Annotated in this window: 22 protein-coding genes and 3 pseudogenes; 4 read left to right on the forward strand and 21 right to left on the reverse strand. The window is 37.3% G+C overall.

Annotation, left to right across the window (positions count from 1 at the left end):
• Positions 1-32: 32 nt before the first annotated feature.
• Positions 33-143, reverse strand: coding sequence for a DUF3894 domain-containing protein (locus tag F8B77_RS18095; RefSeq protein ID WP_165366849.1), 111 nt, complete (start codon positions 141-143; stop codon positions 33-35).
• On the opposite strand from F8B77_RS18095, the gene F8B77_RS09000 reads away from it, so the two are divergent.
• A complete protein-coding gene (locus F8B77_RS09000; protein WP_151655072.1) occupies positions 100-1,011 on the forward strand; it encodes a LysR family transcriptional regulator in 912 nt (303 codons plus the stop codon). The genes F8B77_RS18095 and F8B77_RS09000 overlap by 44 nt on opposite strands.
• A gap of 250 nt (positions 1,012-1,261) precedes the next feature.
• The gene (locus F8B77_RS09005; protein WP_130047371.1) at positions 1,262-2,482 is read left to right on the forward strand and encodes a NupC/NupG family nucleoside CNT transporter; all 1,221 of its coding nucleotides are present in this window, start codon (positions 1,262-1,264) and stop codon (positions 2,480-2,482) included.
• Positions 2,483-2,597: 115 nt separating this feature from the next.
• Here F8B77_RS09005 and F8B77_RS09010 read toward each other — a convergent pair whose 3' ends face one another.
• The 9 genes and pseudogenes from F8B77_RS09010 to F8B77_RS09050 form a co-directional block, all read right to left on the reverse strand.
• On the reverse strand, positions 2,598-2,888 hold the full coding sequence (locus F8B77_RS09010; protein ID WP_151655073.1) for a putative quinol monooxygenase: 291 nt from the start codon (positions 2,886-2,888) through the stop codon (positions 2,598-2,600).
• Between the two features lie 51 nt (positions 2,889-2,939).
• On the reverse strand, positions 2,940-3,596 hold the full coding sequence (locus tag F8B77_RS09015) for a Qnr family pentapeptide repeat protein (protein ID WP_151655074.1): 657 nt from the start codon (positions 3,594-3,596) through the stop codon (positions 2,940-2,942).
• A 177-nt stretch (positions 3,597-3,773) separates the two neighbouring features.
• The gene (locus F8B77_RS09020; protein ID WP_151655075.1) at positions 3,774-4,148 is read right to left on the reverse strand and encodes a hypothetical protein; all 375 of its coding nucleotides are present in this window, start codon (positions 4,146-4,148) and stop codon (positions 3,774-3,776) included.
• 84 nt (positions 4,149-4,232) lie between these two features.
• Positions 4,233-4,496 (reverse strand): annotated as a pseudogene (locus tag F8B77_RS09025) (DapH/DapD/GlmU-related protein); the annotation flags it as partial.
• Positions 4,489-4,905, reverse strand: a complete 417-nt coding sequence (locus F8B77_RS09030) for a PACE efflux transporter (RefSeq protein ID WP_151655077.1) — start codon at positions 4,903-4,905, stop codon at positions 4,489-4,491. The gene F8B77_RS09030 and the pseudogene F8B77_RS09025, both read right to left, overlap by 8 nt.
• 132 nt (positions 4,906-5,037) lie before the next feature.
• Positions 5,038-6,963: a transglycosylase SLT domain-containing protein gene (locus tag F8B77_RS09035; RefSeq protein WP_151655078.1), complete on the reverse strand. Its 1,926-nt coding sequence runs from the start codon at positions 6,961-6,963 to the stop codon at positions 5,038-5,040.
• A 73-nt stretch (positions 6,964-7,036) separates the two neighbouring features.
• Positions 7,037-7,582 carry a VRR-NUC domain-containing protein gene (locus tag F8B77_RS09040; RefSeq protein ID WP_151655079.1) on the reverse strand — a complete coding sequence of 182 codons (546 nt, stop codon included), beginning with the start codon at positions 7,580-7,582 and terminating at the stop codon, positions 7,037-7,039.
• Between the two features lie 124 nt (positions 7,583-7,706).
• Positions 7,707-8,129, reverse strand: a complete 423-nt coding sequence (locus F8B77_RS09045; protein ID WP_244298238.1) for a PaaI family thioesterase — start codon at positions 8,127-8,129, stop codon at positions 7,707-7,709.
• Between the two features lie 172 nt (positions 8,130-8,301).
• Complete coding sequence (locus F8B77_RS09050; RefSeq protein WP_167512792.1) at positions 8,302-8,964, reverse strand: hypothetical protein; 663 nt, start codon at positions 8,962-8,964, stop codon at positions 8,302-8,304.
• Between the two features lie 60 nt (positions 8,965-9,024).
• On the opposite strand from F8B77_RS09050, the gene F8B77_RS09055 reads away from it, so the two are divergent.
• On the forward strand, positions 9,025-9,477 hold the full coding sequence (locus F8B77_RS09055) for a hypothetical protein (RefSeq protein WP_151655081.1): 453 nt from the start codon (positions 9,025-9,027) through the stop codon (positions 9,475-9,477).
• Between the two features lie 62 nt (positions 9,478-9,539).
• Here F8B77_RS09055 and F8B77_RS09060 read toward each other — a convergent pair.
• The 8 genes and pseudogenes from F8B77_RS09060 to F8B77_RS09095 form a co-directional block, all read right to left on the reverse strand.
• Positions 9,540-10,084, reverse strand: a pseudogene (locus F8B77_RS09060) (sugar O-acetyltransferase).
• Positions 10,081-10,338: a hypothetical protein gene (locus F8B77_RS09065; protein ID WP_151655082.1), complete on the reverse strand. Its 258-nt coding sequence runs from the start codon at positions 10,336-10,338 to the stop codon at positions 10,081-10,083. Before F8B77_RS09065 ends, F8B77_RS09060 begins: the two are co-directional and overlap by 4 nt.
• 9 nt (positions 10,339-10,347) lie before the next feature.
• Positions 10,348-10,662, reverse strand: coding sequence for a cupin domain-containing protein (locus F8B77_RS09070; protein ID WP_151655083.1), 315 nt, complete (start codon positions 10,660-10,662; stop codon positions 10,348-10,350).
• Between the two features lie 86 nt (positions 10,663-10,748).
• Entirely contained in the window at positions 10,749-11,096 is a 348-nt protein-coding gene (locus tag F8B77_RS09075) for a RidA family protein (RefSeq protein ID WP_151655084.1), read from the reverse strand.
• Positions 11,097-11,216: 120 nt separating this feature from the next.
• Positions 11,217-11,723 (reverse strand): hypothetical protein, encoded by a 507-nt coding sequence (locus tag F8B77_RS09080; protein WP_151655085.1) that lies wholly within the window; start codon positions 11,721-11,723, stop codon positions 11,217-11,219.
• Positions 11,724-11,802: 79 nt separating this feature from the next.
• Positions 11,803-12,156 (reverse strand): YkgJ family cysteine cluster protein, encoded by a 354-nt coding sequence (locus F8B77_RS09085; RefSeq protein ID WP_151655086.1) that lies wholly within the window; start codon positions 12,154-12,156, stop codon positions 11,803-11,805.
• 5 nt (positions 12,157-12,161) lie between these two features.
• Complete coding sequence (locus tag F8B77_RS09090; protein ID WP_151655087.1) at positions 12,162-12,497, reverse strand: zinc ribbon domain-containing protein YjdM; 336 nt, start codon at positions 12,495-12,497, stop codon at positions 12,162-12,164.
• 170 nt (positions 12,498-12,667) lie between these two features.
• Positions 12,668-13,699: a cytosolic protein gene (locus F8B77_RS09095; RefSeq protein ID WP_151655088.1), complete on the reverse strand. Its 1,032-nt coding sequence runs from the start codon at positions 13,697-13,699 to the stop codon at positions 12,668-12,670.
• 289 nt (positions 13,700-13,988) lie between these two features.
• Here F8B77_RS09095 and F8B77_RS09100 point away from each other — a divergent pair, with 289 nt between their 5' ends.
• Entirely contained in the window at positions 13,989-16,034 is a 2,046-nt protein-coding gene (locus F8B77_RS09100) for a tetratricopeptide repeat-containing diguanylate cyclase (protein ID WP_151655089.1), read from the forward strand.
• Positions 16,035-16,337: 303 nt separating this feature from the next.
• On the opposite strand, the gene F8B77_RS09105 is transcribed toward F8B77_RS09100, so the two are convergent.
• From F8B77_RS09105 to F8B77_RS09110, 3 genes and pseudogenes are all read right to left on the reverse strand, one after another.
• The gene (locus F8B77_RS09105; protein WP_151655090.1) at positions 16,338-16,733 is read right to left on the reverse strand and encodes an ACT domain-containing protein; all 396 of its coding nucleotides are present in this window, start codon (positions 16,731-16,733) and stop codon (positions 16,338-16,340) included.
• Between the two features lie 78 nt (positions 16,734-16,811).
• Positions 16,812-16,946 (reverse strand): hypothetical protein, encoded by a 135-nt coding sequence (locus F8B77_RS18035; RefSeq protein ID WP_274439833.1) that lies wholly within the window; start codon positions 16,944-16,946, stop codon positions 16,812-16,814.
• 285 nt (positions 16,947-17,231) lie between these two features.
• Positions 17,232-17,372 (reverse strand): annotated as a pseudogene (locus F8B77_RS09110) (DUF4160 domain-containing protein); the annotation flags it as partial.
• Between the last annotated feature and the right edge of the window lie 56 nt (positions 17,373-17,428).

Below are 17,428 nucleotides of genomic sequence, written 5' to 3' on the forward strand. Positions count from 1 at the left end.
ATAGCTAAAAACAAAGACACAACTCACTTTATTCAATTCCATCGCTCTATTACAATAGAAGCGTTCTTTTTCCTGTTAAAGTTACCAATAGAGAAGCCTATGTTAAAGCAAGCCAAACAAATGATCGTGTTTAATGCGCTCACACAACAAAAAAGCTTTACTAAGGCCGCTCAGCTTCTCGATATATCTAGAACACAAGTAAGCTTACAAATTCAACTTCTTGAAGAGCGCTTAGGTGTTCAGTTAGTACAACGCACGACTCGATCTTTTTCGCTTACCGAAGCTGGGCAGTCATTCGCGGTGCATTGTGCCAATATTACCGATGAAATTAACGAAGCTGAAAATGAACTGCTTTCTAATATCGACACGCTAAATGGTAAATTGCGTGTTGGTATCGCACAGTCTTTTGCAACCAACCACATTCTGCCTTATTTATCAGAGCTGCATCAGCGCTATCCACAGCTTAATATAGAGATAACGTTATTTGATCATAAGATCGATGTGATTGCAGAGCAATTAGACTTATGGATAGGTGTGATGGATTCCCCTCCAGAAGGATTTGTCGCAAGGCATCTGATTGATTGTCACTTTGTGCTCGTTGCAAATCCCTCTTATCTTGCCAAGCATGGGATCCCTTATCACCCTTACGATCTTAAAAAGCACAATTGTCTAACCTATATGAGTCGTGAACGTAAAGACAATGTCTGGGGTTTCCACAAAGGTGATGAGAATCTACAAATAAAAGTATCGGGGAATTATCGTATTGATTCAGCCGATGCGATTCGTAACGCGACCGTATCAGGCAATGGTATAGGCTACATTGCGACTTATCTTCTCTCTGATGAACTGCGTAATGGTAAACTAGTTCAACTTCTTCCTGATTGGGAATTAAATCAATCCATGCCGCTTTATGCCGTTTATCCACGTCGCAAATTCTTAGCCAAAAAAGTGCACATTTTTATGGAGTTTGTTCGAGAGCACATTAACTCAGACAAAATTGATAGCACCTAATCACATAACCACCACTATAATTTAGGGATAGTTCGGCCTAATAAATCGCTTTATTATCCCATATAGTAACAACTGACTCTTTTATATGTGATAAACCTCTCAAATAGCCACTTATTGATGCATCTATAAACAAATGACCTTATTTTTGTTATTGCTATGTGGTTTCAATAACATTTTGATCCTTGTCACACTTTTATTTTTGACTAGAATACCCCCGCAATCATCAACTAAATACTATTGGAGTTTGACCTTGAACTTTTTGGTCAGTATTTTAGGCATTGTTTGCCTATTCGCGATTGCGTTTCTTTTTTCAGAAAACCGACAAGCCATCAAATGGCGCACTGTATTAGGCGCGTTCTTAATTCAGTTATTGTTCGCCGGGTTCATCCTCTACGTACCAATTGGCCAAACTATCCTAAATAGTATCTCTATGGCTGTTTCAGACATTATCGCTTATGGCCGAGTTGGTACCGAATTCCTTTTTGGTGATCTTGCTCAATACAAGTTAGGCTTTATTTTTGCCGTTAACGTTTTACCTACCATTGTATTTTTCTCAGCCCTAATCTCTGTTTTATATTACTTAGGTATTATGGGTTGGGTAATTAAAATTATTGGTGGCGGATTACAACGCTTTCTTGGTACAACTCGCACCGAATCAATGTCAGCAACCGCAAATATCTTTGTTGGATCGGTTGAAGCGCCATTAGTTGTACGTCCTTTCCTTGCTAAAATGTCTCGTTCAGAACTGTTTGCTGTAATGGTTGGTGGTCTAGCTTCTGTTGCTGGTGGCACAATGGTAGGTTACGCCGGGTTAGGTGTTGAATTACGATACTTAATTGCGGCAAGCTTTATGTCTGCCCCTGCTGGTTTAATGATGGCAAAACTTTTGGTCCCACAAACCGAAGAGATTAACGAAGCCGAGCAATATGAAGACGATATCGTTGATGATGCGCCAGTAAACATTATAGATGCCGCATCACAAGGTGCATTAAATGGCTTACAAATTGTATTTGCGGTTGGCGCAAGCTTATTAGCTATTATCAGTTTAATTGCACTGGTTAATGGTGGATTACATAAAGTGGGTTTATTAGTTGGTTTTGATAACTTAAGCCTAGATCTGATCTTTGGTTACCTATTTGCACCTATTGCATGGCTAATTGGGGTTCCATGGTCAGAAGCAACCATCGCAGCAAGTTTAATTGGTAAAAAAATCGCAATTAATGAATTCGTAGCCTTTGCTGACTTAATGGCTGTAAAAGATCAATTAAGTGAGCATTCTCAAGCGATTGTAACTTTCGCTTTATGTGGCTTCGCAAACTTAACCTCTATTGCTATGTTAATGGGTGGATTAGGTGGCGTTGTACCAAGTCGTCGCCCAGACATTGCACGCTTAGGCATGAAAGCTATCTTTGCAGCAACATTAGCAAACTTAATGAGTGCAACCGTTGCAGGTATCTTCCTTTCTTTCTAAAGAAGTCAGTCCTGATAACATAAGGCATAAAAAAGCCACTCATGGTAATACGTGAGTGGCTTTGTGTTTATAAATGGGCTGAGTAACCTAATAATGGCTAATCACTTAACGTCTATTAAAGTTTCGTCATACGATTAATTAAAAATGAAGCGATTGAGCCGTCGACCGCTTTTACATACTCAGCAATATGAGCCGTATTTAAATGATCTTGTAAAAGCACTTCGCTTTCCCATTGTTCATGAAATACAAATACATGTGGGTTATCGTTGTCTTGATGTAAATCATACTGAATGCAACCAACTTCTTTGCGTGTAGGTTCAAGCAATTTAAGCATTTCTGCCTTAACAAAGTCCGCTTTCCCTTCTTGGGCTTCAATTCTGGCAACAATCGTTAATATCTGTGTCATTTAATGCTTCCGCTCTACTGAATAAGCTCATGATTTTCTATTAGACTCTTTTTACTCGGGGAGTACAACTAATCCTAATGACTCTAGCAATTGCTCTTGTTGCCAACTACAAATTTTAACCCCTGTCACGTCTATTTTACGCGGGTCTAAGCCTTCTAATTCACAATGGCATAAGTTGGCCTCTTGCATTTTAAACTGTTCCCAGGCGTCTTCAGAAAACGATCCTCGAGATAAGTCAGAGCCTTTAAAGGACGCACCTTGTAAATTCGCCCCATTCCATTTATTTTCAAATAAATCACACTTTTCAATGCATAAGCGTTCAAAGTTTACATAGGATAAATTACAGCGTGTAATGTAAGCTGAACAAAAATACATTTGGTGATTAATTTGATTTGAAAAGCTAGCCTGAGCAAAGTTTGCCCCTTTTAAGTCACATTCTCTAAACTCAACACCAAAAGCGTTTGCGCCTTTAAAATTGGCCATTGCTATCTTGCAACGTTTAAAGGACGCATCTCGTAAATCTGCATATTCAAAATGACAGCCTTCAATTGCACCTTGTTCAATAAAACTGCAATCGATAAATTGAGCATCCCTTAAATTTGATCTAGAAAAATCACACAGGTAAAACTTACACCCTTCATAGTAAGCATGACTCAAATCTTGATATGAAAAATCAACAGCATTAAATGTTTCATTATATACAGCCATAAATACTCCTTAAGTTTATTAAGAAGAAGACTACCAGCAAGTACAATAAACTCAATAAAAACAAAATTACTAATATCAATGACTTGAATTCGCTATTTTCACCACCTAGAACGAGCATAAAAGGGGTTTACGCCACTTCAAGCTTACAGCATGATAGATTAATGTATTTTCTACTATCTACAAACAGACAAACATTTTGCTTTTTGCTCTCACAAATGCCGATACTTGCATACTGCGTGGTAAACTCAGCTTAATTACACTATCACAGCAAGTCATTAAAACTTCTGTTGCTTTCTCTTCCCACTCACGTTCATTTTCTAAACAGTGAAAAGATACACATGGTTCTGTCTTTGAGTTTTGCTGAAAAGTAGTCACGGATTTATTGAAAATCACATCTTCACAAGCTTTTACCTGACTTTGTGAAATCAGTTTTTTTCTTAGAATACTTTGTGCTGAATTACTTAAAGTAAGCGTACTAATAAAATCACGGTCATTAAAATAAAGGTCAATTGCTCTATTTAATTGATGTAGTGCAACAGTGACACTGTCCATAATTACCTCCTTATAGTTATAAATATATTCTAGGAGATTTTTTAAAAACAATGTGACGTTATGATCACGAATAAATATTATTGTTCACAAATTATTCAATTGTGTGTTTTGTTGATAGTAGAAGTCATGTAAATCTGCCCACATTTCGTCAAGCTCTTCATCTGCTGGCATTTCTGAATGCGTGATGGTTTTAATAACTCTACAAGGGTGACCAACAGCTACGCAGTCTGGTGGGGTATCTTTAGTTACTGCACTGCCAGCACCAATACCACTTCTATCTCCTATTGCTACGCCATCAAGAATCACAGCATTTAATCCAATCCAAACATTCGCACCAATTTTAATAGGCCTCATTAATAGGGAAAGCTTTATCATAAGCTAAATTATAAACATACGCATAAAACAGATAGAAAACCACGAGACCAATATCAAGAATAAACGCTTCTAGGAGACTAATATTTAAGAACCATGCCATAGCAGGAATAGTTAAAAACAATAACCCACCTTCAAATCCTAGGCTATGAACAACACGGTTTAATGTTGATTTAACCGTGCTGCCTGTTTTCCTCATCATGTACTTATCAAATAGGATGTTGTAAACATAATTCCATCCAGTTGCGACAAGAGAAAATACGACCCCCATAATCCCAACATGACCCATTTCAAAACCAAATTGACTCAAAACACCGACAATAAGAATAAGACCTATCAATTCAAACATAATAGCGTGGCGAATTCGGTCAAAACGACTTCTCATAATAAAAACTCCAAAGGTTAATGTTGGCGCCATTATATAAATAATAATGACCAGATAAAGTTAGAAACCATCTCCTTTTCGGATACCTTCACCAACGAGTGAGACTGTCACCTCTAGAGTTTAACTGCTGCGCTATGGATGCCAGTTTGATTCTGCTTGTGTTAGAAAATGACCTTTCCGACCCATGATTTCTCGATAATACATTTCAAACATTAAAATATTTTTCACATAAACTCTAGTCTCTTTAAATGAAATGCCCTCAATATACGCAAAGATATCAATATTCGGGTTAGACTGTCGTCGCCATACAGACACCATCGTTGGCCCCGCGTTATACGCAGCGTAAGCAAAAATCCTATTTTGATCATAGTGATTCAATAAATGACCAAGATAGCGACTGCCAATTTCAATGTTCTTTTCAACGTTAAACAGCTCAGTTCTTTGCTTATAACTGATATCATATTTATCTGTGATGTATGCTGCTGTACTTGGTAAAACCTGCATTAAGCCCAAAGCGCCCACAGGAGAATGAGCGAACGGAGAAAAGCCACTCTCTTGCCGTGTTAATGACAATAACGAAATAACATCTACTTTATGTTTCTTACCATAGCGCTCAAATGCATCATAATAATGAACAGGGAAACGTAAATAAATGTAATCCCATAGTTGGCCAACCAATGTCGCATCATGGACAAAAGCCTGCCATTTCTGTTGTTTTGCATAAGCAGTCAGTAAAGCTTTGTCTTTCATTGGTGTTCGACTAATTAGATGGCGCCATTGACTCTTTGCTGCCCCCTCTTTTCCAAGTGCTAACAATTCATGTACTCTAGCTATATCAGATTCATACATAGACAACTTTCCACTGTTTACTTCAGCCCGTGCTATAGGATATTTAACTTGCCTATTAAGACTGATTGCTGCTGCCACACTATAAAAGTGACGCTCCCCTGATATACGTTTTAATCTCGCCTCTCCCGTTGCCTTATCGCCCAATTCAATTTCACTTCGTCCTAACCAATATTGCCAGCGATACGACGTTATATTCTCTTCTGGTAACTTCAAGACCCAATGTTGAATACCTTTCCAGTCAGCCTTTCTAATCGCCAATCGGATTCGTTGCTCTAATGCTGTTTTATTGCGTGAGTTTTTAAATACCTGATCTCGCCATTCAATTACATTTTGATCTTTTGCTTCTAATAATCGTACAGCAGCAAATTCTAACCCCGGTTGAAACTCTCCCTCTTCAAACTTAAAATGATCCATTAAAAACTGAAACGTAGGATAGGCTCTAGCGACATCGTGACGTACTACATGCATAAACATTGTTTGAGCATAGGCACGATTAAACGAGTTATCTTTTTTGGTTTCAAAGCGCATTATCATTTTGTTTGGCTTTTGATATAGCTCTAGCATTTCAGTCAACACATCCTGACTCTGTTCATTGGATACCAATTTACGTAAATAAGTAATTAAACGAGGATTTCGACTATTTACCGCTAATAACGCACGTTGAAGAATCTCTACATCTGTTTTTTCTCCTACCTGTGTCCAATATGAAAACAACTCATTACAAGCACTAGAGACACTCTCGCCATTTAACCAAAGTGATTCTGCACCTTTAAATGCAAACGCTGTATTTCCTTGGTGATAATGAGCGGTGTAATACCAACATTGGTAATCTTGATCTCGAGGTAACGTGATTTGATACTCCGTTAACGCTTTCCAATTTTCAGATGTGATTAACGCATTAAGGTAATCAGCACGGATGGAAACAGAAAAAGGATAGTCAGAATACTCTGTTGAGAATTGGTTCACTTGAGTCGGTGTTTTATAACTGATATCAAATAAAAATGCACGATAGTCAGTATATGCTGCTAATGGGTAGCCATTGATACTGGCACGTTTCTTATCATAAACAGAAATGTCTTTCTTATTAAAACCTTGCTGAATGGCGTCATACGCATAGCGATCTAACCATAATTCAGAAACCGACACAGCCTCTGAGCAATAGCCAGTAAAAATCATCCCTATACACCAATGCCTCATCCTTAAGTTCATCAGCTATCCTTTATTTTACTTTTTATAATCAATAAGTGTGGTCTATTTATTGATCATTTTCCATTCATTGATATCAGACCCCAAGAGGCTTAGGAAATTGAACCACTTTAATCTCATAGCTTTTCGCCGCGTATTGATGACTTTCTTCGACTAAAGATACGATTTCCACATCGCATTCCAAAACAGATTTAATGTTTGATAAACAGATCAATTGCGCATCGATTAAGCTCTCATCAGCCTGTTTAACTACAACGAATAACAATGTTCCATCTGGCTTATATAAAAATAGATCTGGCTCACCAGAGGTAATCCCTGTTCGTAATCCTTTAAAAAGAGAAAGCTTAATTGGATCTATATATTGAGCTATTAATACTCGTCCTGAGTGATAATTTGGGTTTTCAACCTCCCAATTACCTAGAGCATAAAATGCCGTACCTAACCACCCCTTATCGTTATATTGAGCTAGCGTATAATACTTAGAAAAATATAATGAGGGCTCTTCATAAACCTCAGCAGGAACAAATAAATCGGAGGAGACCCAATCCACTCTCCCTTGATTCCAGCTATCTAACAACGTTTGAGGGTAATGTAATACCGTTTCCTTAATCGTGTGAATCATCATAAACTCCATTTACTACGACAATATTTTAAAAACAAATCAGTTATCTAAGTTCTTAATCTATAATACGTTGAATTGTCATTATGGAATTTGATAAGTGGCACATTTTCAACTAGCGGAAAAATTATTTATCTCGATAGATCATACAGGTAGCTGTAGCATGCGCATACAAGTTACCTTGCTGATCTTTCAAGCTTCCTTCTGATATACCCAAAGAGTAACCTGACTGTATGACACGGCTTTCGGCGATCAATAGTATGTTTTGGGGTATTGCCTTCAACATTTTCACATGCAAGTCGATCGTCCCATAACCTACATTAGGTTCTAAGGTGGTATGAACGGCACAGCCTGTTACTAAGTCCATTACTGTTGCAAAGAAACCGCCATGCACACCACCAAGAGGATTTAAATGACGCTCATCCGCCATCGCTTCAAAAATGACTTTTCCATATTCAGCAACAGTGATTTTCATTGGCACAACTTCCGACATTGATGGATGTGGAAAGTCACCAGTCACCATTGCTTGCATCAGTTCTAAGCCAGACAAAAGTTCTAAACCTGTTGTTTTTTCATTAAGCATTGCATTTCCCTATGTATATTTAATTAGAATTATTATCTACATCTAGTAAAAATACTGCTTAATTAAGGGAATGCCATTATCCATTCGTCATAGTGTGAACCAAGTAACAACTGGACAGACCAGAGCAGCTTAACAACTGCTAACTATTTTGCTTTTCCATTTTTAATTCTGCAGAGACTTTAGTTACGCGAACTGAAATCGCAATACAAATCAAATAAGGGCTTAAATACCAAAAAGCTTCTTCCAGTGGATGTTTTTTGGTTTCTAGCATCGTAGTTTCATACACATGTTTTTGACTCTGATAGTTATCAAACATACCTTCTAAGTACATGATATTAGATTCAATTAGCCCCGAGCTAAAAGTGATTCTTGGTAAGCTATCAAACGTAATATTAGGAAGTTCATTAAAATTTATCGAACGTAAATACATTGTTGATTCTAAGAACCAAGCACAAGATTGTTGCGACTCAACCTCCTCATCGACGCCTTTCTCATTCGTACATAAGAAACTCTCTAGCTGATTGGAGGTATACTTATTAATGGATTCAAGGCTTAACACTGCACGAGTATGCTCTGTCTCAGCCCAATCACTGGCTACTCTTGATCTGACTTCAGAGACGGTTCCCATCAATCCTATGCCAGCAACAAGCGGCCAAAGATAATCGACTTTTTTCCATTGCACTTTAGATAGGTTTTTGCCACACCACAAAGGGATATGTAAAACTCCAGTAAGAAGTAAGGTCATAAAGAAGAAAAACGTTGAATTGGAGAGTATAATCTCACTACTAAAAAAACTGTCCATAACGGCTTATTTACACTCTTTTGATTACGTAAACTCTTTGGATAAAAAAGAAGGCTCTTGATGAAAAAACGTATACATAGTGCATACAAAGGTGAAATCTATGGTATTTCATTTTTTACTTATTTTGCAAACAACTATACTGATAAAACAGCGCACCCACTGTGGTTAGCCTTGACTCAAGTTGAGATAGTAACGGCAGAACTACTTGAGATCAGCCTACACAAGCTTCAAATACCGTTTGAACGCCACGACCCTTTAATGATCGATAAAGGCATTATTGATGCAAAACGCTGGCTTACTCTGCCGTGGAAAGAACTTGTAGATTCTCTCACCGATTGGGTCGAGCCATACGAAAAAAAATACCGTGAGTGGGCTCTAGAAGCAGAAGACCATATTGAAGTCTTCCAGCTAATCGCAGACCACGAGACTGCTATTTACCAATGTTGGAAAGCAGAACAAAACGGAGAATCCGGCATTGAGTATTTATCTACATTTATACAAAAGTACACATAACTATAAGTAAAAAGTGATGTGTACTGTTAACTCAACTTGCTATTTTTAATACGTAAATTCACTTATATTGATTTTGTTACGCGACATGGATTCCCAACGGCAACACTGCTCTCTGGAATATCACGCGTAACCACACTGCCCGCTCCAATCACGCAGTTATCTCCAATCGTAACCCCAGGAAAGATTGACACATTACCTCCAAGCCACACATTATTGCCAATAGTGATTGGAGAACCATACTCTGTACTTAGACGTTCAATAGGATCTAACGGATGCGTTGCCGTAGATATCATAACATTCGGACCAAACAGAACATTATCACCAATCGTCACCTTACACACATCTAATATTGTCAAATTATGGTTAGAATAAAAATTACTACCTAGCTCAATGTTATAGCCATAATCACAAAAGAAATTTGGTTCTATATTTACGTGATCTTTTATACAAGCAGACCTTTTAAAATCTCAGCCCTTTGATCTAACTTGGTTGGATCAGCCAAGTTAAATTGATGGCATATTGCCTTCGCTCTCATCCTTTCACTGAGCAAAACGTCATCCCAAGCATCGTAAGGTAAACCTGCAAGCATTTTTTCTTTTTCAGTCATTTTAATACACATCGAGATGCCTTAGCTCCTGTAATAAAAGCGATAATAAGCAACAATAAAACCAATACGGTAGACACCAGATAACTGAACTCTACAGAAAAACCAAATCCCCAAGCTAACGCAAAAACCAATCCCTGAAAAGCCTCATAAGGCCATTGATAAACAGGAAAATGTGAACCTGAGGATAACAGAGCAATAAGCCCTATTAATGTAAAAAATGAAGCCAATACACCAAAAACTCGTGCTTTATCCATACCTATTCCTCAAACATAAAAAATAGCTAACCAAACCGTTACTTCTTCCAATGACGTTGCTGTCACTTTGTGTTTTTCATGTGAGTTAATATGAAGATATTCTCCTTTAGATAAAATTACCTCTCGACCATCTTCAAATTCTATAACACCAAAACCAGATAACACCACAACCCACTCATTTTCATCCTGATCATACCACCCTTGCTCTGGCGAACTCTGTCCATGGGATATAATACGCTCAATACGAAGGTTCTGAGTTGTCACTATCTCTTCAAATATCTCAGAAGGGACTGAGGTTGGAATGTCTTCAAATAAATTATTCATCTGCAGCTCTCCTTGCATAGCATTAAAAATAAAAAAGCCCGATAAACCATTGTCTATCGAGCTTTATTTTAATACAAATCGTCTTGTTATTTCACCGCAGCGACAAAAGCAATTTCAACTAAATAATCAGGATCAGCTAACTCTACTTTTAAACAAGCTCGGCTTGGTGCGCAGCCTTCAGGTAACCACTTAATCCATGCTTCATTTAAAATGCTTAGATTTTCAAAATCAGTAACATAGATAGTGACTGAAACAAGACGTGATTTATCACTGTTCACGCTTGCTAGCATCGCTTCTGCTTGAGCAAACACTTGTTTTACCTGACCTAGCATATCTGCGGTTTCATCAGCTGGCACTTCTACAAAATGCGCCATCTTATTAAACACAGTTACATCAGACCATTTTTCACTTGGATTAATACGTTGGATATCCATTATTCAATAGCACTCAGTTATAAATTATCGTGGCGCATTTTGCTCAAGATTTCAGGGTTTGTCACTTTAATTTATAAAAAATCGCACATAATTTATGCGACTCAAATTGTGACAATTATACTATGGCAGTAAGGTATTAATATCTGGATCTTTATTGTATTCAAACCAAAAATCAAACGCCTCACTAATAATGCGTTCATCCTTAGTTGAATTAAAATCAATCTCTATCTTTTGTTTAATCGCGCAGATAGATACCACGGTTTCTTGTAAGTCTGTTGCAACAAGTGCTTTCATATCACGATGCTCAACACGCTTATAAGTATTCAATAACTTATCTAAATCGTACAAAGCAGGATGCTTTCTTTTAATCCTGTCTAGAATAAGATCACGTTGGCTATCATTCCACCCTTGCTGCTCTTTTTGTTCATGGAAGAAATAATCTAAAACTATATTCATCGACTCCATTGCATTAAGAAATAAACGAAGTCGATGGTAATTTTCAGCCAAATCTAAGCTCTTTTGTTTTCTTTGTGACTCAACCAAACCAAAATAATCAAAACAGTTTTCTAATGTAATGTAATTTAAGTAATTTTCATGATTATCTAAAGGGCCATTTAATAGAGACATAACAACTTACCTCCTAATCCTTTATTACCTCTATTATAGATTACTTTACTCAATTTAATTATTGGTGGCGTCACACTAATTACACCAACACTTGGCGCGTACTTCTATTAAAGTGATGCACTAATTTTTCGATGTTCTCATCTACCATTTGCTCAGGTTTACATCCATTTGGACAGGCCATACGTGGTGTTGTGCCAAACAAGCGGCAGATCAGTGGGCGCTCTTCATATACAGTGCAGCCATGTGGACCTAAGTACACACAATTATACGCTTCTAGTGCGGTTTCATGTTCAGCGTCTGTTTTAACAGGCAAACGTCGAATTTCTTCTGCCGAGGCCGTGACTGGCCCACAACAATCGTGACACCCTCTTGTGCATTCGAACGATGGAATACGCTGTCGTAAAATATCAATGACTTCTCGATCATTATTCATAATAGTTAAGCTTTTTTAACAAATTGAGCAGTGACCATCATTTCACCGACACCATCTACTTTACAATCTAACTGATGATCTTTTCCATCAACGATACGCTTAATAACCGCTTTTGTGCCGACTTTAATTACTAAAGAGCTGCCTTTTACTTTGAGATCTTTAGCCACCGTAACTTTGTCGCCTTCTTCTAACAAGGTCCCATTAGCGTCTTTTACGACGACCATCTCTTCCATAAGGACTTCTTTAGGGTTCCACTCATGGGCGCACTCAGGACAAATAAGATGGTTTTGATCTGGATAAACAAATTCTGAATGACATGCTGGGCAAGGAGGAAGAGACATACTGGATTACTTCTTATTTAATTGACTTAACCTTTATAGTAATAGGTCTATATTAAGAATGAAATGCCTTAGTGAAATATCATTAAAATCCACATACAAAAAAGCCCCATTCAAGATGAGGCGTTTTTATTCAGTTATCGGTAAGAAGCACTAATTATCAGCAACAAGCGCTAGGCTAACTGTCTTAATTTATGCTCAACCATTGGGTCATCAGGCACTAATAACTGAGCCATCTCTAATAGTTGAATCGCATCTTGTGGGTGCTCATCTTGATGCTTCATTGCAATATCAATTAAAGGTTGAACATCGATTTGAGCTTGATGCTCTTGTACATGCGCTTCTTTCTCACCAAGGACAATGTTGTGTGCTTTACTCAATAAGCCTAGACGATGCTCAGAGCTTGAATTGGCTTTATTAAGGCGCTTGTAATAATCTTCTTTAAAACGCAATGTTTTAGTCTGCTGACGGAACTGAGCAATATCGATTTGTTGGTGACGCATAAAATCAACCGCCACTTGCTTATAAAAGCCAAACTTATTCAAGTACGTTGCATGAGTACCGTGCCCCATGCCAAACACACGTAAATGTGTCAATTCTGGATAACGTTTTGCGTGCAAGCGGTCAATGCGGTTAGTCGGATCATAAATGATATAACCTTTCGCTTTACCTAAATTAAGATCGTGATAATCCCCTTCCCAATCAAACTGTTGTGCTATACCTGTGCTTGACCTGTCATCCCACGGCGCTTTGTTCTGGTTTTTAGTGCTCACAGGGTGAAACAGCAATACTTGATCAAGTTTCAACACATCGGCAAAAGCACCAACAGCAAAACCACCACGGCTTAACCCATAACCCAATCGGTTTTTAAACGGTTCAAGTAATGTTGATAATTGTTCGAGGAAGAAGATTAAATTACGACTACGGAACCAATTACTTTGACCTAAATGTTGAAAGGCAATGATATTCACTTCTTGCTTTTGCGCCAAGTGATAGCCCCACGGTGCAAAATCATCATGAAGATCTTGTTCTTTTAGGTTAGTTCCAGCAGGAGAAAATGTAAACAGTAGTGGCTTATCCAAGTCAATAAACTCATACTTAACAAAAACATCGTCAAGTAAATCGCTTCCAGTCATTGGAAGTCTTGCTTGTTGCTCTGAACGTGAGTTGGTTAACCACTCATCTAACCAATACAGTAATTTCATTTAGCTCTCCTCTAAAACAGGCGCGAGATTGTATCAAAGATAGCCGCTGAACGAAAATTTAGTTTGAACACTAATATTTATACCTGAAATAAATTTAATAATCAGCTGGTGCAGAAGAATAAAAAAAGAGCAGTAATTATGAAAGAAATCCACTAGAACTGACTATTCTCATTTTTTGTTGAATGTCGCATAACAATAAAAATAACCTCTCAATAATAAGCTTTTAATGTGTATTTATTCTTATTCTATTGATAAAATAGAAATCACGTTTTCTATTTGATATTCCTGCATGAAACTAAGGCTTTTAACCGCTACGCTGATTTCTATAATCTTGATTATTGTTCTTTCTATTAGCCTTTTATCGAAATATACACCTGTAAATTCATCTAAAGAATCGCCTTCAATCAAAGAAGCCATTGAGTTAATCCTTAACATTCAGTCAGCCCGCCGCGGGGAACATCTTGATTTTTTAGTCTCTGTTATCTCTCAGTCCCCAACATTACAAACAAAAAAATCAGATATCTTCTATATTGAATTTATTAAAGGTTATATAGCCTCAGCGAGCAATCAATTTGAACTGGCTGAAAAGCATTTTAATTATGCTAAGCAATACATATATACCGATCTTCCTGCACATGTACTCTCTCGTTTTTATTATGAAAGAAGTTATATTGAAATAGAGCAAAAACAGTACGAAAGATCGAAACTTAGCTACCAAAATGCGGAAAGTTTATTTAATTCAAACCAAGATAATAGCGAGACCTTTATCTCAATCTCATTAGGTCGAACTTATGATCTTGCTCATGTTGAAAAAGGAAGCTTACTCAGCATTCAACAAGCTCAAAAAACACTCGAATTCGCACAAAAAATCAAATACTCAGAAATGGAGCATGTCTATTTCATTCTTGGCCTTTCCTATTGGAACAATAATCAAACCATTCTAGGTATTGATTTTAAATTAAAAGCGCTAAATATTTACATAGAGAAAGAGCAATATAGCGATATCGTTTATACCTTAACGGACATTGGCATCGATTATCTTTTTTTAAAAAACTATGACGAAGCAATTCGCCAATTAACACAAGCGCTTGAATATCAGATAAAAAATAACAGCACAGAGCCTGATGAAGCTTATTACATTGTATATAAACTATATAGTGCTTACCTTCAAATCAATGATATAGAAAATGCAAAGCATTACTTAGATGAGGCAGAAAGACTTCTTAGAGCGCAGAGTGACTCGATTGTTAAAGAAAACTTTCAAACAAACCAATTATTACTAGAAGCTGAGTACCTTTCGATTACCGGAAAAGCAGAAGAAGCACTTATGCTACTAACACAAGCCAGTGAGCGTCACGAAAATGGGCTTTCAAACAGCTTTTATCACTTTGATGTCACCTTATATAATGCTTACGGTAAGGTTTACAATCATTTAGGTTTGTATGATGATTCTATTCATCACCACACCTTAGCAAAAGAGGCGATTCAAAAGCGTAATCTGTTTTACTTAGAAGATGAAACATACGGCTATTTATATGATGCCTACCTGAAACAAAAAGACTACCAAAAAGCCGTTTTCTATTTAGAAAAAAGCCACGCGGTAAAGGCGAAGCAGTTGAATGATAATAACCAAGCACAAACTCAATTTTTACTTCACTCTTTTGATAATAAAAAGAAAGAAAGTAGAATTTTAGAACTTGAAAAAAACGCCAATAAGATAATGTTCTTTTCTAGCTTGCTACTGTGTATTATTGTCGTCATCGCTGCTTTTGTTCGAGTTTTATTCAGCAAAAACAGAAAGATCAATGCCCTTAATATTAAATTACATGAGCTTAGCTTAACCGACGGTTTAACAGCAGTACCAAATAGAAGAGCATTAGAATTGCACCTCTTAGAGAACAAGCAAGATGTAACAATTCGGTCTGTCATGATGATAGATATAGATTACTTTAAAAATTACAACGACACCCATGGTCATAAAAAAGGGGATGAAGCATTAATCGCTGTCGCTAAAGCGTTAAAAGAAAGCTGTAGAGAAAATGATTTTCTCGCTCGATTTGGCGGTGAAGAGTTTATTATTATAATGAAAGATACCAATAAAGCAGAATCAATAAAGATGGCCGAAAACATTCAAGCCAGCATTGCGTCTTTATCTATTCCTCATAATGACTCTAATGTGTCATCTTTTATTACCTTAAGTATGGGGATGACAACCTACACTGTTAATAAAGAAGATAATGCAAATAATGAAAAGGCGATCATCAAAGCAGATAAGGCATTGTACTATTCGAAGAACAATGGCAGAAGTCAAAACACCCACTTTTATGATATTTAAAGCCTGTAATTACACAGGCTTTAAATCATACATTATGTAGCTGGTACAAAATCTTCTTCTGCTTGGCGGTGCGCTGTGTAAATCGCTTCACCGTTACTTTCAGCATCAAAGATAACAGTAACATAAGGGTAGAAAAGTAAAAAATACGAAAACGATGGTTAATCGTTAACCAAGCGAATAAATTCTGCTGAACACACATAGTACTGCATTAAGTAGTGTGGAATACCCACCTCTGACCTAAGCCATTGTTACATAATACTTAAACTGAAATAAGTCGAAAACATCATGCGTTGTGAATCCAGCTTAAGCACTGAATTCTTCTAACGCTGATACAGCCTCTTCTGCTTTGCTAGTTTGAACAAAAATATGATCGTGATAATAAGCTGCAATGACATTCGCACTAATACCCTTTGATGCTAACTTACTTGCGACGGCGGCGGTCAGACCAACGGCTTCCAAACTTGAGTGAACAGTTAATGTGATTTGACTGTAGGAACCTTCAAACGATAACCCATTGGTCTCTGCCACTGACTTTTCAAGAACGAGAGTTAACCCTTCAGGTTCAAAAAATGTCGCGATTGGGTTTAACCCAATATACTCTTTGAGTCCGCCTGAGACTGTACAAAACACGAATTCAGCAGCAAGTAACTTTGGGCTCATCGAACGCAATAATTCATCTAAATCTGTAATACCTGACATGTGTCAGCTCTCCTTATATGCGTTAGGCGTTAAATTAAGCACCTTATTATGCCTTTTAATTCGCAGGCTAAGAAAATACTATTTATCGTTTTCTTTACCCTGTAAATACTCTTCGTACTTTCTAGAGACCCATTGATGAATATGAAGCCCAGTTTTACGAACAATAAACCAATCTATAGCAGCTAAAACAACAAAACCAATTATAGTTCCCATTAAGAATCCTCCATTATCTCAAATTAAGGTTCAAGCAACGCTACCACGCCCCTAAACCATTGCGCCGTAAACACTAAATATGACCGAAACCGTTTTGACTGTGACATTACCCCACTCAATAATTACTTGAAAGTTATTGATGCCAAGTGTACGCATATGTCCATAAGTTGACGTGTATATTTGCAATTTTTTCGACACCGCTTGGTAATGCCTTTCGAACTCTAAAAGTCATGATTTTCCTATCTGCTTAACGCCGCGTTAAGTAATACCAGCAACAGCTTGTTCTCACATTGCCATCAATTTTACTCGATTACTGTGAATATGAGCTTCTGCTCGTTTTCGTTGCTTATTTGGCAAATAACCTTCTAAGCACTAACCTGTTTCAATTGCTATAATTAACTCATAACTACCATATTTGAATTGAATTGCTCCCGAATACTGACGATTTCCTCTGGTGATACATTTAGCTCATTACGCCATGC

Source organism: Aliivibrio finisterrensis (assembly GCF_008933155.1).
Classification (GTDB): Bacteria; Pseudomonadota; Gammaproteobacteria; order Enterobacterales; family Vibrionaceae; genus Aliivibrio; species Aliivibrio finisterrensis.

Excerpts from the sequence above, each read along its gene's own strand:
- F8B77_RS09000 (WP_151655072.1), top strand. The coding sequence starts at position 100 with ATGTTAAAGCAAGCCAAACAAATGATCGTGTTTAATGCGCTCACACAA.
- F8B77_RS09010 (WP_151655073.1), bottom strand. The coding sequence starts at position 2,888 with ATGACACAGATATTAACGATTGTTGCCAGAATTGAAGCCCAAGAAGGG.
- F8B77_RS09015 (WP_151655074.1), bottom strand. The coding sequence starts at position 3,596 with ATGGCTGTATATAATGAAACATTTAATGCTGTTGATTTTTCATATCAA.
- F8B77_RS09020 (WP_151655075.1), bottom strand. The coding sequence starts at position 4,148 with ATGGACAGTGTCACTGTTGCACTACATCAATTAAATAGAGCAATTGAC.
- F8B77_RS09030 (WP_151655077.1), bottom strand. The coding sequence starts at position 4,905 with ATGAGAAGTCGTTTTGACCGAATTCGCCACGCTATTATGTTTGAATTG.
- F8B77_RS09035 (WP_151655078.1), bottom strand. The coding sequence starts at position 6,963 with ATGAACTTAAGGATGAGGCATTGGTGTATAGGGATGATTTTTACTGGC.
- F8B77_RS09040 (WP_151655079.1), bottom strand. The coding sequence starts at position 7,582 with ATGATTCACACGATTAAGGAAACGGTATTACATTACCCTCAAACGTTG.
- F8B77_RS09050 (WP_167512792.1), bottom strand. The coding sequence starts at position 8,964 with ATGGACAGTTTTTTTAGTAGTGAGATTATACTCTCCAATTCAACGTTT.
- F8B77_RS09055 (WP_151655081.1), top strand. The coding sequence starts at position 9,025 with ATGAAAAAACGTATACATAGTGCATACAAAGGTGAAATCTATGGTATT.
- F8B77_RS09065 (WP_151655082.1), bottom strand. The coding sequence starts at position 10,338 with ATGGATAAAGCACGAGTTTTTGGTGTATTGGCTTCATTTTTTACATTA.
- F8B77_RS09070 (WP_151655083.1), bottom strand. The coding sequence starts at position 10,662 with ATGAATAATTTATTTGAAGACATTCCAACCTCAGTCCCTTCTGAGATA.
- F8B77_RS09075 (WP_151655084.1), bottom strand. The coding sequence starts at position 11,096 with ATGGATATCCAACGTATTAATCCAAGTGAAAAATGGTCTGATGTAACT.
- F8B77_RS09080 (WP_151655085.1), bottom strand. The coding sequence starts at position 11,723 with ATGTCTCTATTAAATGGCCCTTTAGATAATCATGAAAATTACTTAAAT.
- F8B77_RS09085 (WP_151655086.1), bottom strand. The coding sequence starts at position 12,156 with ATGAATAATGATCGAGAAGTCATTGATATTTTACGACAGCGTATTCCA.
- F8B77_RS09090 (WP_151655087.1), bottom strand. The coding sequence starts at position 12,497 with ATGTCTCTTCCTCCTTGCCCAGCATGTCATTCAGAATTTGTTTATCCA.
- F8B77_RS09095 (WP_151655088.1), bottom strand. The coding sequence starts at position 13,699 with ATGAAATTACTGTATTGGTTAGATGAGTGGTTAACCAACTCACGTTCA.
- F8B77_RS09100 (WP_151655089.1), top strand. The coding sequence starts at position 13,989 with ATGAAACTAAGGCTTTTAACCGCTACGCTGATTTCTATAATCTTGATT.
- F8B77_RS09105 (WP_151655090.1), bottom strand. The coding sequence starts at position 16,733 with ATGTCAGGTATTACAGATTTAGATGAATTATTGCGTTCGATGAGCCCA.
- F8B77_RS18035 (WP_274439833.1), bottom strand. The coding sequence starts at position 16,946 with ATGGGAACTATAATTGGTTTTGTTGTTTTAGCTGCTATAGATTGGTTT.